Consider the following 15,087-nt stretch of genomic DNA (forward strand, 5'->3'; position numbering starts at 1 on the left):
CATATAAAAGTGAGATAGCGACAGTGTGAGCACTGATTCACGCCACAGGCATATCAGGCTTGCAGCAGGGCCCGGGCAGCAGCGCGTGCTTCCTCGGTGATTGTATCACCTGCCACCATTCGCGCGATCTCATCCACACGGTCCGGTTCCGCCAAGGGAATTACGGTGGACAGGGTTTGTCCCTTTGTCACCTGTTTCTGCACACGCCAGTGATGCGCGGCACGGGCGGCAACCTGAGGCGAATGGGTGACAACAAGAACCTGACCGCCCTGCGCCAGTGACGCCAGCCTGCGCCCAACTGCATCGGCTGTGGCACCGCCAACGCCTCGGTCAATTTCGTCAAAGATCATCGTGCGCGCGCTGTCATCGCCAGTAAGACAGACCTTGAGCGCCAGCAAAAAACGGCTGAGTTCACCGCCCGATGCAATCTTGTTCAGCGGACCAGCCGGAGCGCCGGGATTGGTCGCCACGGTGAACGCAACTGCGTCAGTGCCTTCGGGGCCCGGCTCTGCTAAAGTGAGCTCGGTTTGGAACACGGCGCGTTCCATCTTGAGCGGGGCCAGTTCAGTCATGACGGCCGCATCAAGCCGCCCAGCAGCCGCCTTGCGGGCTGCGCTCAGCTCAGCAGCAGCGGAGTCATAAGCGTTCTGCGCCGCGTTCACGGCTGTACGTTTATCCGCCAGATCGGCGTCACCCGCCTCCAACCGATTCAACTGGTCGCGCAGAGTGTCGGCAAATGTTCCCAGATCATCCGGTGATACATCATGCTTTCGCGCTTGTGCACGGATGGCGAACAGGCGTTCTTCGGCCTGTTCCAGTTCCGCCGGGTTGAAATCCAGCGCCTGAAGGCATGCATTCACGCCGTCCTGCGCCTCGCCCAGTTCGATCATCGCCCGCCCAAGCGCGGCAATCGGTTCTTCCAATTGACCACCTGCGTTGTCTGACACGCCTTCCAACCAGCGGATAGCGTCAGACATTGCGCCTTCGGCCCCATCCCCGGACAACAGCGCGAAGGCGCGGGCGACATCATCCCGGATGCGTTCGGCCCCCTGCATCATGCGGCGGCGGGCATCCAGTTCGGCGTCTTCGCCCGGTTGCGGATCAAGCTGGTCCAGTTCGGCCACAGCGTGGCGCAGGAATTCTTCTTCGCTGCGGACAGCTTCCAGTGCGGCCTCGGTTTCGGCCAGGGCTTTACGCGCACGGGACATCTCGGACCAGGCCGCACGCACTTTGGCCAAATGCCCCGATACATCAGCGAAATCGTCCAGCATCGCCTGATGCCCGCGCGGATTCAGCAACCCACGATCGTCATGCTGGCCGTGCAATTCGATTAAGGTTTCAGACAGAGCCCGCAACACGTCGCCCGAGCAGCGCCGGTCATTGACCCAGGCGGTCTTACGACCCTCGGCGGTGTTGACCCGACGCAGGATCAGTTCTTCGCCCCCCGGCAAGCCGGCTTCAGACAGAATCGCATGAGCGGGATGGTCGGTGGAGAGTTCAAACTCGGCGACGACCTCGCCCTGTGCTGCACCCTGCCGCACTAATTCGGCCCGTCCGCGCCAGCCCAATACGAACCCAAGCGAATCCAGAAGGATCGATTTGCCAGCCCCTGTTTCCCCGGTCAAAGCGTTCAAACCCGGTTGGAAGGTCAGTTCCAACCGGTCGATGATGAGCATGTCGCGGATATCTAGGGCGCGCAGCATCGGGTCTTTAGCGTCCCAAGCCAGAAGCCATGGCGATTACAACCATTCACCCTTGATGGTCTGACGATAGATCGTGCTGAGCCAGTTGTTGCCACGGCTCTTGAGATCAAGACCGCGCGACGTCAGCAGCTTGTATGCATCGTCATACCATTCCGAGGACTGATAGTTATAGCCAAGGATGGCACCGGCTGTCTGCGCTTCGTCCAGCAGGCCAAGGGACAAATAAGCCTCGACCAGACGATAGAGCGCTTCAGCGGTGTGAGAGGTCGTCTGGAAATCTTCAACAACAACGCGGAATCGATTGATCGCCGCGATGTAGTGATCCTGACGCAGGTAATAGCGCCCGATCTCCATCTCTTTGCCTGCCAGATGGTCAAAGGCGAGGTCGAATTTCAAAACCGCCGAGGTGGCATATTCGCTGTCGGGATACACCTCGATCACGGTGCGCAGCGATTGCAACGCCTGAAAGGTCAGGCCCTGATCGCGCCCGACCTCATCGATCTGATCATAGTAGCTGAGCGCCAGCAGGTATTGCGCGTAAGCTGCATCTTCATCCGTGGGGTAGAAGTCGATGTATCTCTGCGCCGCAGCCCGGCTTTCTTCATAGTTCTTGTCCGAGTGGAACGAAAACGCCTGCATGATCAGCGCACGTTTGGCCCAATCGGAATAAGGATACAGGCGTTCAACTTCCGAGAAATACCAAGCCGCATCGTCCGAGCGATTCTGCGACAGTTCGTATTCACCACGGGTGTAGATCTGTTCCGGCGTGAACCCTTCAAGGTTCTGGCTCCGGTCAGCGCCTTTGTTGCCGAAAAGGCCGCCTCCGTTACCACACGCTGCCAAAACTGCTGTCAGAAGAAGCGCGCCTGCGAGTCTGACTGCCGCTTTGCTGCCAACCATACCGCCCATCCTTGTCGTCTTACTTAAGGGGGTTCGCCCCGAATTGAGCCATGGTCTAGCACAGAAAATTCCGGTGCAAAACGCCTTATGCAACTTCTGGCGCAAATGTCGTCAGAGTTGATCAGATCAGGCGACTTCCGGAATTTCGTTTACAATAAGGCCCTGCCCCGGCAGACGTGCGGCCTGCTGCGGCGTACACAGCATCGGACGCACCGCACCGGGTGTCTCGAACAGGTTGCGCAGAAGGGTGTTGGTCAGAGAATGGCCCGATTTGTTACCGGTGAAGTGGCCCAAAATCGGACCACCTGCCAGATAGAGGTCACCCAGAGCATCCAGCATCTTGTGACGCACAGCTTCGTCGGCGCGGCGGAAACCACCGGGCGTCAGTACCTCGTCGCCCTGAACAACAACGGCATTGTCCAGCGTACCGCCCAAGGCCAGCCCGTTGGCACGCATGGCTTCGACATCCGTGCGACGGCAGAATGTACGGCAATCGCTGAGTTCGCGCGCAAAGGAACCGTTGCGCATATCCAGCGTTTTGGTCTGGCTGCCGATTGCGCTGTCTTCGAAATCAATGTGGAAGTCGATGATCAAACCGTCGGCAGGAACGATACTGGCATCCGCGCCTTCGCGCGACGCGGTCACGGGCTTCAGAACCTCATAGGCCAGAACCGGGCTGGCTTGACGGCGCACGCCTTTTGCCATGATACCGCGCACGAAGTCGATCGAAGACCCGTCCATGATCGGCACTTCGGGACCATCAATCTCGATCAGCGCATTGTGTACACCACATCCGGCCAATGCGGCCATGATATGTTCAATGGTCGAGACCGAGACGCCTGAGTCATTCACCAGTCGCGTGCAGAGCGGGGAACGCTCGACCGCATGGTAGATGGCCGGGATCATCGCATCGCCCAGATGAATATCCGTACGTTTGAACCAAATCCCATGCCCCGCCGCAGCAGGCTTTAGAACCATGGTTGCGGGTTGGCCGCCATGCAGTCCAACGCCTTTGAACGTGACCGGAGATTTGAGCGTATGTTGCAAAATGGGCCTCGGTGAGCAGTGTCCAGCCTGCGAGGGCTGTGTTGGACACTCAGTTAAGGAAGCCTGCGTCAAGGCTCAACTCACTCTTTGTAACCGAATGAAACATGTATGTAACAGATCGGCAAAACCCTGCTTACATATTCGTAAACCACCATTTCTAAACGATAAAGGGCCGCTAAGAAGCGGCCCTGTGAGTGGATTTTGTTACCGCGATCAGTTGGCTTGACGGCGCAGGAAGGCAGGAATTTCGATACGATCCTGCTCCGGATCGGCCTCATCCTGGACCGGCGCGGTGGCCTCGGACTGGCGCAGAACCGGTTGCTGACGCGGTGCTTGCGCCGGTGTATCCGCAGCATGACCGGTCATCCGATCGATCAGACGATTGAAGCCAAAACGCGACCGCTCTTCAGGTTCGGGCTGCGAAACGGCCTCGGGCTGACGCGGTGCAGCCGGACGCTGCGGCGCAGACGGAACCTTTTGTACAGCCGCCTGCAGACGCTGCAGCGCTTCAGGCGACGGTGTCCCTGCCGCATGGCCGCGCGGGGCGACAAAGCTTTCGGACGCGGGTTCGACGTGTTCGGGCTGCGGCTCAAAGTCGGCGACGCGCGGCTGGTACGCCGGAGGCGGCAGATCATCCTCTTCCCGCTCGTCTCGCGGCAGGAACTGCGGTTGCGCAGGCTCTTCCGCTGCCTCAAACAGCGAAGGTTCACGAGGCTCTTCCATCTGAGGCGCGGCTTCTACCATTTCGGCTGCAACAGGTGCGTCTTCCTGAATGTGCTCTTCCGCCGAAACGGTGCGTGTCAGTGGCTCGGACATTGACCGACGCGCAACAGGTACATCCACGGGTTTTTCGCTGGCGTCGATACCGGTCGCAACGACCGATACACGCATGCCGCCTTCCATGGCTGTGTCCAGCGTCGACCCGACGATGATGTTTGCTTCGGGGTCCACTTCTTCGCGAATGCGGTTGGCCGCTTCGTCCAGTTCGAACAGGGTCAGGTCGTGGCTGCCGGTGATGTTGATCAGCACGCCCTTCGCGCCTTTGAGGCTGATTTCGTCCAGCAGCGGGTTGGCAATGGCTTTTTCTGCCGCTTGAACCGCACGATCTTCGCCGGTTGCCTCGCCGGTTCCCATCATCGCTTTGCCCATCTCGTCCATCACGGCACGAACATCGGCAAAATCGAGGTTGATCAGGCCAGGACGAACCATCAGGTCCGTCACACCCTTAACGCCTTGATACAGAACGTCGTCTGCCATCGAGAAGGCTTCGGTAAAGGTGGTCTTTTCGTTGGCCAGACGGAACAGGTTCTGGTTCGGAATGATAATCAGCGTGTCGACAACCTTTTGCAGTGCTTCAACGCCGTCTTCGGCCTGACGCATCCGCTTGGCGCCTTCGAATTGGAAAGGCTTGGTGACGACACCCACCGTCAGCACACCCAATTCACGGGCGGCTTGCGCGATGATCGGTGCAGCGCCGGTGCCGGTGCCGCCGCCCATACCGGCGGTGATAAAGCACATATGCGCGCCTGCCAGATGATCGACGATCTGCTCGATGCTTTCTTCGGCGGCTGCCGCGCCAACGGTTGGACGAGCCCCTGCGCCCAGACCTTCGGTGACCTTCACGCCCAACTGCACGCGTGCCGAAGACTGGCTTTGCTGCAGCGCCTGCGCGTCGGTGTTGGCGACCACAAAGTCGACGCCGTCCAGCTGTTTCTCAATCATATTATTGACGGCGTTCCCGCCTGCACCGCCAACGCCAAATACTGTAATCCGAGGCTTCAGTTCGTCGTGCCCGGGCATCGAAAGATTCAATGTCATGCTCTGTCCGCCTGTATTTATGTCCCGCCAAAGCGGTGTTTTTCTTACCTATCCTTGTTCGATTCTAGCCGGATGATGCGAAAAGGTCACGTCAAAAATCGCGTTTTGCCACAAAATATGGAGAAAATAAGGCAGCAACCGGCGGCATTTCGCAGGCACTGCCAGATATAGCGGAAACATCGGCGACCATAACAAGACACCCATCACCCCGCGAAGGAATCCCCTCCTTCGCGCACAGACAGACTATTTCTACACTGCGGAAAACTGCTCAGGTCCTGCCGCGAGACCTCTGACGGGCCCTGTGGATATTTTGAGGGATAAAACTGCGCGCCGCAACCGGAAACTTCAACTGGTCGGGGCGTTTGGACAGTTCAGGCTGCTTTCCGTGATACTACGCACTTCCTGAATTTCTCCGTCTGCAAATGAAGCCAGCCTCACCATCAGACGGCCTTCGTGCAAAAACGGCCACCAGCAAACCGGGATTCCGTCCGGATCGTTGTCATAAAGAAAGCAGATCTGACCGTTTGGCGTCGTGATTTGCCCATAAACACATCCCCGGCCCTCTTCCCGCCAAACCGAGACGCGACGGTTCAGAAATTGCTCGGTCCCGACCAGATCGCCACTGCGAATCTCGTAAAACGTAAGAGTTTTGCCGACCGCAGCGTCCAGAAACGCGTCTGGCGTGATCATACTCTGCGCCGTGGCCCAGCCAGGCAACAGGGCAGCGCCAAGCGCGGCCCAGCGCAAGTGCTTACCAGTTATCACGGAACCACCGCACTGCGCGTTTGAACGGGCGCGCAGCATAGGTGTCGACCGGGATCTCGAAATCCCACCATTCATCCTGAGGATGGGCCGCAAACAGGCTGAGACCCACGGCAGAGGAAAACGCAGGGCCCGTCGCCGATTGCGGCAGGCCATGCACACGCAACGGGCGTCCCAGACGCACGCGCTGTCCCAGAATGCGGGTGGCAAGTCCGTCCAGCCCCATGATCTGGCTACCGCCTCCTGTCAGAACGATTTGTTGGCTTGGCATATGTTCGAACCCAGCGGCGTCAAGACGCACGCGGACCTCTTCCAGAATCTCTTCGACGCGCGGGCGCATGATGCCGATCAGCTCGGCCCGACTTACAGTGCGACGGTCATGTTCCCAGTCACCGGTGTCACCACCGATATCGATCATATCCCGGTCATCGGCCCCGGTTGCGTGCACGCCCCCGTTGAAGGTTTTGATCCGTTCGGCCACAGCCGCAGGCACACCCAGACCCATCGAGATGTCGCTGGTTACGTGATCGCCGCCCATTCCGACGCAATCCGCGTAGATCATGTGCTTCTTCATGAAGATCGACACGCTGGTGGTGCCACCACCCATGTCGATACAGGCTGCGCCCAGCTCCTGCTCATCTTCGACCAAAGCGGAGATACCCGACACATAGGCCGAGTTGACAATACCTGCGAGCTCAAGATCACAACGCTTGATACAACGCACGATATTCTGGATCGCCATCGCGTCTACGGTCAACATATGCATGTCGACCGCGAGGCTTTGACCCATCTGGCCGCGGGGATCGATCAGACCCGATCGGTTGTCGAGCGCAAAGTTCACCGGCTGCGCATGCAACACCTCGCGCCCCTCACCGTAATCTGGCACGTCGCAGGCGTTCAGAACACGGCCGACCTCGGCCTCGGTAACAAGCTGACCATCAAGGTCGACTTGCGCATCCAACCCATAAGAGCGCGGATTGGCCCCCGAAAAGCAGGCGATCACGTGATCGACGCGCATATCGGCCATCTTCTGCGCCGCTTGCAACGCGGTACGGATGGCGCGTTCGGTTTCCTGCATGGCGGTGACTTCGCCAAATTGTACACCGCGCGAGCGCGTGGTCGCCGCGCCAATGACGCGGAACCCTGTCTGGCCTGCCATCGAACCGATGGTGTTGTCTTCACTCAGCCGACCCGTGCCGTCAAAACGCAAAACAAGGCAGGCGATCTTTGAGCTACCCACATCCAGAATGGCAATCACACCGCGTTGCAATGCCTGCCGCCGCATCTGGCGCATAGCGCGTTGGGACTGATAAAGATCGGTCATCATGGTCGTTACTGCCCGTTACTCACGTTCACTTTTGTATTCCACCAGTCTTCGCTGGCGGCTTTGCTCATTCGGATGGTTGGACGCTGGCCAAGGCGCATGTCGACAACGGCCACATCACGTTCCAGAAGGTCCTGCACTTCGTTGACAGCCAGCACGCGTTCGAGCGCACGCACCGGGCGGGTGGTCGGCAACATGATGCGCTGGCCACGGTCCAGAACCAGATCCCAGCGCCGCTCGCCCACGCGCACCAGCCCACGCACGCGGTTGCCCAGGCTGCGCGAGGTTTGAAAGATCTCAAGCGCTTCAGCGACATGAGCGTCCGCGCCCTTGCCGGCAATCAAAGGCAGGTCTGAATGGTCCTTACGCGAAGGAGTCTCTTTGACGTGGGCTCCGGTATCATCCAACAATTCCAGCCCATCGCGGGTGCGCCAGACTATCGCTGGCTGACGCTCAACTACATCCACCTGCAGGATACCGCCCGGACGGATGCGCACGGTTGCTGATTTCACCGGGTCCAGGCCGGTTATCGTATCGCGCATGTGTTCGACATCCAGGTCCCAGGAACTGATCGGGAAATCCAAAGGCACGACCTCGCGGATGTCCTCGGACAAGCTGGTGCCAGCCCCATCAATGGCCATCAGATTGACCATGAACTCAGGACGTTCCTGAATCGAAGTGCGTATATCGGCAACAAAGGCCGTGACAGCATCGCGCCGCTCTGGCGAGGCGAAGTAAAGCCCAACGGCCGCAGCAACAGCACAGATCGGCAAACCGACTTTGACACCCATGCGGATGCCCGGCGTGAGCATCCAGCGCTGAAGCCTGTAGCTCAGGCGCGACGGTGCCGGATCGTTGCGGCGTGCGGTGCGGGAAAACACCCGCGCCCCGCGCAGGCGCAAAATCGGCTCTGCTTCGTGCGTTTCCGTGTCTGCGGATGCGAAATCAGCATCCGGCCCCGCAAGCGGTTTGGATCGATGGATTTCCAGTGAACGGCTGGCGGTCAACGGTCGCATGAGGCGTCCTCCACCATCCAGGCGCATAGCTGGCCAAATGTCATGCCCAGATGGGCGGCCTGTTCCGGGGCCAGCGACGTGGGCGTCATTCCGGGTTGCGTGTTGGTTTCCAGCAGAAACAGACCATCAGCGCCCATGCTGTCATCCCACCGGAAATCGGTACGGCTGACGCCCCTGCACCCCAACACATCATGCGCGCGCACGGCGTAATCCATGCAACGATCGAAAATGTCTTGCGGAACGTCAGCGGGCAGAACATGCCAAGATCCGCCGGGTTTGTACTTGGCGTCGTAGTCGTACCAGCCATCATCCGTCATGATTTCGGTCACGGTCAGGGGTCGGTCCCCCATCACAGTCACGGTCAGCTCGCGCCCGGCCACGTATTTCTCGACCATGACCTGATCGGGCATCGCTTCATCCAGCTGCGGCGGACCATTGGCGTTTTCGTGCACGATGTAGATACCGACGCTTGAACCCTCATTATTGGGCTTGGCCACATAGGGTGGCTCCATCACGTGGACTTCGATGACTTCGACCTTTGGCACGATCACGCTGGGCACGATCGGCAAGCCCTCGGCCTGATACACTTCTTTGCTGCGCTGTTTATCCATCGCGAGGGCCGAGGCCAAAACGCCGGAATGGGTGTAGGGAATCCGCATCCACTCCAGCAGACCCTGCACACAACCATCTTCACCCCAGCGTCCATGCAGGGCGTTGAAAGCCACATCCGGTTTGATGTCCAAAAGGCGCGCATAAAGGTCGGGACCTGCGTCCAGTTCGACCACTTCAAAGCCTTCTCCCACAAGGGCGGCTGCGCATTCGCGCCCAGAGCTGAGAGACACCTCGCGTTCCGCCGAGGGTCCACCCATCAATACCGCCACTTTGGGGATTGTCCTGCTCGACATTCCCAACGTGCGCCTCAATGTCCCCGGACCTTATGTGGTGGTCCGTACTGCGTTATGCCTTTGATCCGTCGCCTGAATTAGCCTGTTATTGGTCTGACGGTTGGGGCTTTATTCTTTCAGCGGATCACCGACCCGCATGATTTCCCACTCTAGCGTGATGCCGCTTGTTTCGTAAACCTTTTTTCGCACTTCTTCGCCCAGACCTTCCAGGTCAGCGGCAGTGGCCGCACCGGTATTGATCAGGAAATTCGAGTGTTTGGGGCTCATCTGTGCACCACCCAGCGTCGCGCCACGCATTCCGGCGTCATCAATCACTTTCCACGCCTTGAGATCATGCACGTCATCCGCCTGCCCCGTCGACGAAAACCCGGCCGGATTGCGGAAAGTTGACCCGGCGCTACGATCTTTAGTGGGCTGGGTTTCATCACGCATTTTCAGTTGCGCTTCCATGCGGGCGTGAAGCTCTGCCGGGTCGCCAGAGGGCCCTTGAAACGTCGCCGAAATCAACACGGAGCCTTCAGGCAGATCGGACTGGCGGTAGCGGAAGTTCAGATCTTCGGGGGTCAGGTCAAGCAATTCACCCCGTCGGGTGACAATAGTCGCTTTGCGCAAGACATCCGCCGTGTAGCTGCCATAACAGCCCGCGTTCATCCGAACCGCCCCGCCAACAGAACCGGGTATGGTACGCAAAAAGGTCAGATCGACCCCGGCATCCGCTGCTTTGCGCGCCACATGGGCGTCCAATGCCGCCGCGCCTGCGGTGACCGTGTTTCCTTCGATCTCGATCCCGTTGAAACCGCGTCCCAAGCGGATCACCACAGCGCGCAAGCCACCGTCACGCACGATCAGGTTTGAACCGACACCCATTGGGAAAACCGGAACATCCGACGGAAGACCGCGCAAAAACGTTTGCAGGTCCTCGACGTCGGCGGGTTGGAATAAGTAGTCTGCGGGGCCACCAACGCGCAGCCATGTCAGATCGTTCAGCGGTCGGGCCGGGGTCAGACGACCCCGAACTTCGGGCAGATTGCTCATGTGGTTGACTTTTTCACTAGGCTGCGCGCGCCAACTCCACCCACGATAACAGCAAGCAGGAACGGCAGGACCGATCCAGTCAGCCAGATGAAGGGACCAAATGCCTGCTCTTCCTCGCCCGTGCTGACGCCCGCCAGCATCACGATCAGCGCCAACGCAACTGCCGAGGTCAGGCCGATGAGCCAAAACAATCCTCTGACACCGATCCAGAGCCCGGCAATTAGCCCGGCAACTCCGCCAAGTATCAAAGAAATGAGTGGCAAATAGGCGAATGTGGCAATATCGACCATGTGGCCTCCTGAATATGGCCGTTACTTGTTAGCCGCCTTCATGCCCTGCATTTTCGCTTTTGTCCAACGGCTCAGGTAAATCACCGGCCAGCGCAGCATCGACATGCCCATACCCAGCACCAACAGGCCGATCCACGGACCGTGCTGATATGTGACATAACCCAGAATTGGGATTCCCACGACAATCAGGACATAAGCACGTGTCCAGTGGTTATCCTTGCTGGGAACCATCGCAAGGATATTGGCGGACAACCCCCAAAGAGCGGCCAGAGCAAGGGACCAACTCATTCCGCCACCTCTCGGCCCGTCCATTTACGCCAGAAATAGCGGATCGGATTGCGAAACATCGAAACAAAGCCGCCAAAAGCGAGAGCAGACCAAACCCAGCCATGGTCATATCCCAACCAAACGATCAAAACCGGCGCACAAATCAAAAGTACAATCCCCGGTGGGAATTGCAGCCGCATTGGCATCATCGCCACAACAGTGGCACAGATCACCCAGAGGGCTGAAAAGATCACGGAAAAATCCATTTCCCCCTCCGAAGGATGGTGATGGCGGGTAGCAGGTCAATACATCCTATGGTTGCGCATCAACAACCCGGAATGTCAAACGGCTTGTTTTCTCATCAGTCTCTCTGGCAGACCATTGGCCCATGCACTGATGGTCCCCGCCCCGAGACAGACGACCATGTCCCCTGGACGGGCTTGTTCCCGAACCAGACGTTCAAGATCGTTTTCATCCAACAGCGCTCGTGCGTGACGGTGTCCATGGCGGATAAGCCCTTGCACCAGATCATCGCGGCTGGCCCCTTCAATCGGGTCCTCCCCGGCCGCAAACACTTCGGCGATGGCCACGACATCCGCATCGTTGAAGCAGGTGCAGAAGTCGTCAAACAGGTTGGACAGACGTGAGTAACGGTGAGGTTGGTGGACAGCGATGACACGGCCTTCGGTCGCTTGGCGCGCAGCTTTGAGGACCGCAGCGATTTCGACCGGGTGATGGCCATAATCGTCGATGATGGTAACCCCATCGACCTCCCCGACCTTGGTGAAGCGACGGTTGACCCCACCGAAATTGGCCAGGGCCTCGCGGATCTCATTCGCTTTCATACCCAAATGGCGGGCAACCGCCACCGCAGACAGCGCGTTCGAGACGTTGTGGTCCCCAGGCATCGGCAGGGTACAGCCTTCGATCACTTTGTCTTCGTATTGCAGGTGAATGTCGAAATGCGCAACGCCGCCTTTGTAGGTCAGATTCTCGGCCCGCACGTCTGCCTGAGCATTGAAGCCATAGGTGCGCACACGGCGGTCCGTGATGCGCCCGACCAAAGCCTGCACCTCGGCATGATCCGTGCAGCAAACGGCCAGACCATAGAAAGGCAGGTTCGAGACGAATTCGTGGAACCCATCACGCAATTTGTCGAAATCCCCCCAATGCTCCATATGCTCGGGGTCGATATTGGTAACGATGGCGATGGTCGCGGGCAGACGATTGAACGAGCCGTCGGATTCGTCAGCCTCAACCACCATCCATTCGCCCTGCCCCATGCGCGCATTCGAGCCATAAGCGTGGATGATGCCGCCATTGATCACGGTCGGGTCGAAGTCACCCGCCACCATTAGCTCAGCCATCATCGTGGTCGTGGTGGTCTTGCCGTGTGTGCCCGCAATCGCGATGTTCGAGCGTAGGCGCATCAACTCGGCCAGCATGTCAGCACGCCGGACAACGGGCAGTCCTTGGGCGCGTGCCTCATCCAGTTCCGGGTTGCCGGGTTTAATCGCAGTCGAAACAACCACAACAGCGGCGTTTTCAAGGTTTTCAGCCCGCTGCCCGACAAAGATTTCAGCCCCCAAACCCGCCAGCCGGTCAGTGATCTTGGATGCCTTCAGGTCCGAGCCCTGCACCCGATACCCCAGATTCAAAAGCACCTCGGCGATGCCGGACATCCCGATCCCTCCGATTCCAACAAAGTGGATCGGTCCTACGTCTTGCGGCAGTTTGGTTGCGGGATTCATGCGGTCTCCTTCTGCGCCAGTTGTTCGACAAGATGTACCAAACGCTCGGTCGCGTCGGGGGCACCGGTCGAAAGGGCGGCATGGGCCATTTTCTGTGCGGCTTCGGGGTTGGTCAGAACCGTGGTGATTTGCTGCGTCAAGGCGCGAACGTCAAGCGCATTTTCAGGGATCATTATCGCACCGCCCGCCTGTACCAATCCACGCGCATTGGCGGTTTGGTGATCTCCGGCAGCAGCGGCAAAGGGGATCAGGATTGAGGGTCGCCCGATGACCGAGATATCGGCCACGCTGGATGCACCCGAACGCGAAATGACCAATTGGGCGTCCGACATGCGACGGGGCACGTCCGCGAAAAAGGTCTGAACTTCGGCGCGGATACCATGATCAGTGTAGAACGCTGTGACTCGCGCGCTGTCTTCATCCCGGGCCTGATGTGAAACGCGGATGTGGTTACGGATGTTTTCAGGCAAGGCGGCAATGGCCTCGGGCACCACATCGCTCAGGATACGCGCACCTTGTGAGCCGCCCATGACCAAAATCGACATCGGGTAATCGCCGGGTGGAATGTATCCTGCGGCGGCGCGGTCCAGAACGGCGGCGCGTACCGGATTGCCGGTGTGGACGCCCTGCGCCCCTTCGGGCAGGTCCGTTGGCCAGACACCGCATGCAACCTGTGCAACGCGAGTGGCGAACAGCTTGTTCACACGGCCCAACACACCGTTCTGTTCATGAATCATGCGCGGGATTTTCAGCAGCGTTGCCGCGCCCAGCGCAGGGATCGACGGATACCCGCCAAACCCGACAACCACGTCGGGCTTATCACGCATCATCTGGAACGCCATGCTGGTCACGCCGCCCACGATCTTGGGGCCGACCAGCGCCTTGGCTGCTAAACCGCCGCGAGCAAAGGTGGCCGAGGACACCTCGGTAATCTCGGTCGCATCCGGGAAGGCGCCGGTATAGCGCGCACCGCGTGCATCGGTGGACAAGCGCACGCGCCAACCTTTGTGAAGCAAAGCCTCGGCCAGGGCCTGAGCGGGGAACATATGTCCCCCGGTTCCGCCAGCCGCAATTAACAGGTAAGGGTTCCCCATTATCCTCGTCCGCGCAGAATATCGCCAAGCTCGCCCTGTGGACGGGTTCGGGTAAAGGCCAGCAACATGCCGATGGCAATGCCGCCCGCAATCAGCGACGAGCCGCCATAACTGACAAAAGGCAACGTCATGCCCTTGGCGGGCAACAGGCGCACGGCGACGCCCATGTTGATCATCGCCTGAACGCCGAACATGCAGGCCAATCCGGTGCCTGCCAGACGTATGAACATGTCCCGTTCGCGCATCAGCCGCAGCAACGAGCGCACGACAATCAACGCATAGAGCGCGATGATAATCAGCACCAGGATCAGGCCGTATTCCTCGGCCGCGACAGCAATGATGAAATCGGTGTGCGCATCAGGCAGCGACCATTTCACTTGCCCTTCCCCGACACCAACGCCGAACAACCCGCCTTCGCGAATGGCGTTAGTGGCATAGCCAAGCTGGGTGGTCGGATCGACCTCTTGATTCAAGAAGCCATCGATGCGGCGGGCAAAGTGTTCGGAGTTTGAATAGGCAAACATACCAGCCAAAACGACCGCCCCCGCCATGCCGACGAGCAAAAGCATCGGGGCGCCCGCCACGAAATACATCACGCCCCAGCCGAACAGGATCAGGCAGGCCTGACCGAAATCGGGCTGCATCACCAACATCCCAACGATCGACATGCACAGCGCAAAGGACCAGATACGCCCAGGAGGGCCATTGATCTCTTGCGACGCGGCCAGCAACCATGCCGCCACAACTATGAAGCCGGGTTTCAAGAACTCGGACGGTTGCAGAGAGGCAAAGCCCAGCGAATACCAACGCACCGCGCCTTTTCCAAAGTCGGTTCCAAAGACCGGAAGGAAGACCAGCGCTACAAATGACGCCAGAAAACCAAGGACGGCCAAACGCCGCACCAGCGTTGGTGACATCATCGATGTCAGCAGCATCGCAATCAGCGCCAATCCGCCGAAGATGGCCTGACGCTCGACATAATGGAAAGGATCGAATCCGTTGCGCCCGGCAAGCGGCGGCGATGAGGCCAAACCCAACAACAGACCGATGGTGAAAAGGATCAACACGCAGGACATCGTCCAGCGATCAATTGTACGCCACCACTTTGGTAGAATCGGTTCTCCGCGCTGGTCCTGGACCGCGCCATACACCATCTCAGTCATGAGATACCGCCA

The 15,087-nt window shown here is 59.1% G+C and carries 15 protein-coding genes; all 15 read right to left on the minus strand.

The features are described 5' to 3' along the window. Positions 1 to 53: 53 nt before the first annotated feature. The 15 genes from recN to ftsW all read right to left on the minus strand — a co-directional run bounded on the left by recN (position 54) and on the right by ftsW (position 15,075). The gene (gene recN, locus ACR3EH_RS04015; protein ID WP_171675420.1) at positions 54 to 1,703 is read right to left on the minus strand and encodes a DNA repair protein RecN; all 1,650 of its coding nucleotides are present in this window, start codon (positions 1,701 to 1,703) and stop codon (positions 54 to 56) included. A gap of 36 nt (positions 1,704 to 1,739) precedes the next feature. Continuing rightward, on the minus strand, positions 1,740 to 2,603 hold the full coding sequence (locus tag ACR3EH_RS04020; protein WP_171675418.1) for an outer membrane protein assembly factor BamD: 864 nt from the start codon (positions 2,601 to 2,603) through the stop codon (positions 1,740 to 1,742). A 126-nt stretch (positions 2,604 to 2,729) separates the two neighbouring features. Next, the gene (gene lpxC, locus ACR3EH_RS04025; protein WP_171184970.1) at positions 2,730 to 3,650 is read right to left on the minus strand and encodes a UDP-3-O-acyl-N-acetylglucosamine deacetylase; all 921 of its coding nucleotides are present in this window, start codon (positions 3,648 to 3,650) and stop codon (positions 2,730 to 2,732) included. A gap of 213 nt (positions 3,651 to 3,863) precedes the next feature. Further along, entirely contained in the window at positions 3,864 to 5,468 is a 1,605-nt protein-coding gene (ftsZ, locus tag ACR3EH_RS04030) for a cell division protein FtsZ (RefSeq protein ID WP_171184971.1), read from the minus strand. Between the two features lie 345 nt (positions 5,469 to 5,813). After that, positions 5,814 to 6,233 (minus strand): hypothetical protein, encoded by a 420-nt coding sequence (locus ACR3EH_RS04035; protein WP_171092295.1) that lies wholly within the window; start codon positions 6,231 to 6,233, stop codon positions 5,814 to 5,816. Continuing rightward, complete coding sequence (gene ftsA / locus ACR3EH_RS04040) at positions 6,220 to 7,554, minus strand: cell division protein FtsA (RefSeq protein WP_171675595.1); 1,335 nt, start codon at positions 7,552 to 7,554, stop codon at positions 6,220 to 6,222. Before ftsA ends, ACR3EH_RS04035 begins: the two co-directional genes overlap by 14 nt. An 8-nt stretch (positions 7,555 to 7,562) precedes the next feature. Beyond that, complete coding sequence (locus tag ACR3EH_RS04045; protein WP_171184973.1) at positions 7,563 to 8,570, minus strand: cell division protein FtsQ/DivIB; 1,008 nt, start codon at positions 8,568 to 8,570, stop codon at positions 7,563 to 7,565. Further along, on the minus strand, positions 8,558 to 9,475 hold the full coding sequence (locus ACR3EH_RS04050; protein ID WP_253762005.1) for a D-alanine--D-alanine ligase: 918 nt from the start codon (positions 9,473 to 9,475) through the stop codon (positions 8,558 to 8,560). The genes ACR3EH_RS04045 and ACR3EH_RS04050 overlap by 13 nt, the downstream gene beginning before the upstream one ends. 108 nt (positions 9,476 to 9,583) lie before the next feature. Beyond that, positions 9,584 to 10,510 (minus strand): UDP-N-acetylmuramate dehydrogenase, encoded by a 927-nt coding sequence (gene murB, locus ACR3EH_RS04055; RefSeq protein WP_171184977.1) that lies wholly within the window; start codon positions 10,508 to 10,510, stop codon positions 9,584 to 9,586. Next, entirely contained in the window at positions 10,507 to 10,800 is a 294-nt protein-coding gene (locus ACR3EH_RS04060; RefSeq protein WP_171184978.1) for a hypothetical protein, read from the minus strand. Before ACR3EH_RS04060 ends, murB begins: the two co-directional genes overlap by 4 nt. A gap of 21 nt (positions 10,801 to 10,821) precedes the next feature. Beyond that, a complete protein-coding gene (locus ACR3EH_RS04065) occupies positions 10,822 to 11,088 on the minus strand; it encodes a DUF2484 family protein (protein ID WP_171184980.1) in 267 nt (88 codons plus the stop codon). Next, positions 11,085 to 11,333, minus strand: a complete 249-nt coding sequence (locus tag ACR3EH_RS04070; RefSeq protein ID WP_171184982.1) for a DUF2484 family protein — start codon at positions 11,331 to 11,333, stop codon at positions 11,085 to 11,087. The genes ACR3EH_RS04065 and ACR3EH_RS04070 overlap by 4 nt, the downstream gene beginning before the upstream one ends. A 75-nt stretch (positions 11,334 to 11,408) precedes the next feature. Beyond that, on the minus strand, positions 11,409 to 12,818 hold the full coding sequence (gene murC, locus ACR3EH_RS04075; protein ID WP_171646649.1) for a UDP-N-acetylmuramate--L-alanine ligase: 1,410 nt from the start codon (positions 12,816 to 12,818) through the stop codon (positions 11,409 to 11,411). Next, positions 12,815 to 13,912 (minus strand): UDP-N-acetylglucosamine--N-acetylmuramyl-(pentapeptide) pyrophosphoryl-undecaprenol N-acetylglucosamine transferase, encoded by a 1,098-nt coding sequence (locus ACR3EH_RS04080; protein WP_171184986.1) that lies wholly within the window; start codon positions 13,910 to 13,912, stop codon positions 12,815 to 12,817. The genes murC and ACR3EH_RS04080 overlap by 4 nt, the downstream gene beginning before the upstream one ends. Next, a complete protein-coding gene (ftsW, locus tag ACR3EH_RS04085) occupies positions 13,912 to 15,075 on the minus strand; it encodes a putative lipid II flippase FtsW (protein WP_171092315.1) in 1,164 nt (387 codons plus the stop codon). Before ftsW ends, ACR3EH_RS04080 begins: the two co-directional genes overlap by 1 nt. Between the last annotated feature and the right edge of the window lie 12 nt (positions 15,076 to 15,087).

It is taken from the genome of Ruegeria sp. BG7, from assembly GCF_056535685.1.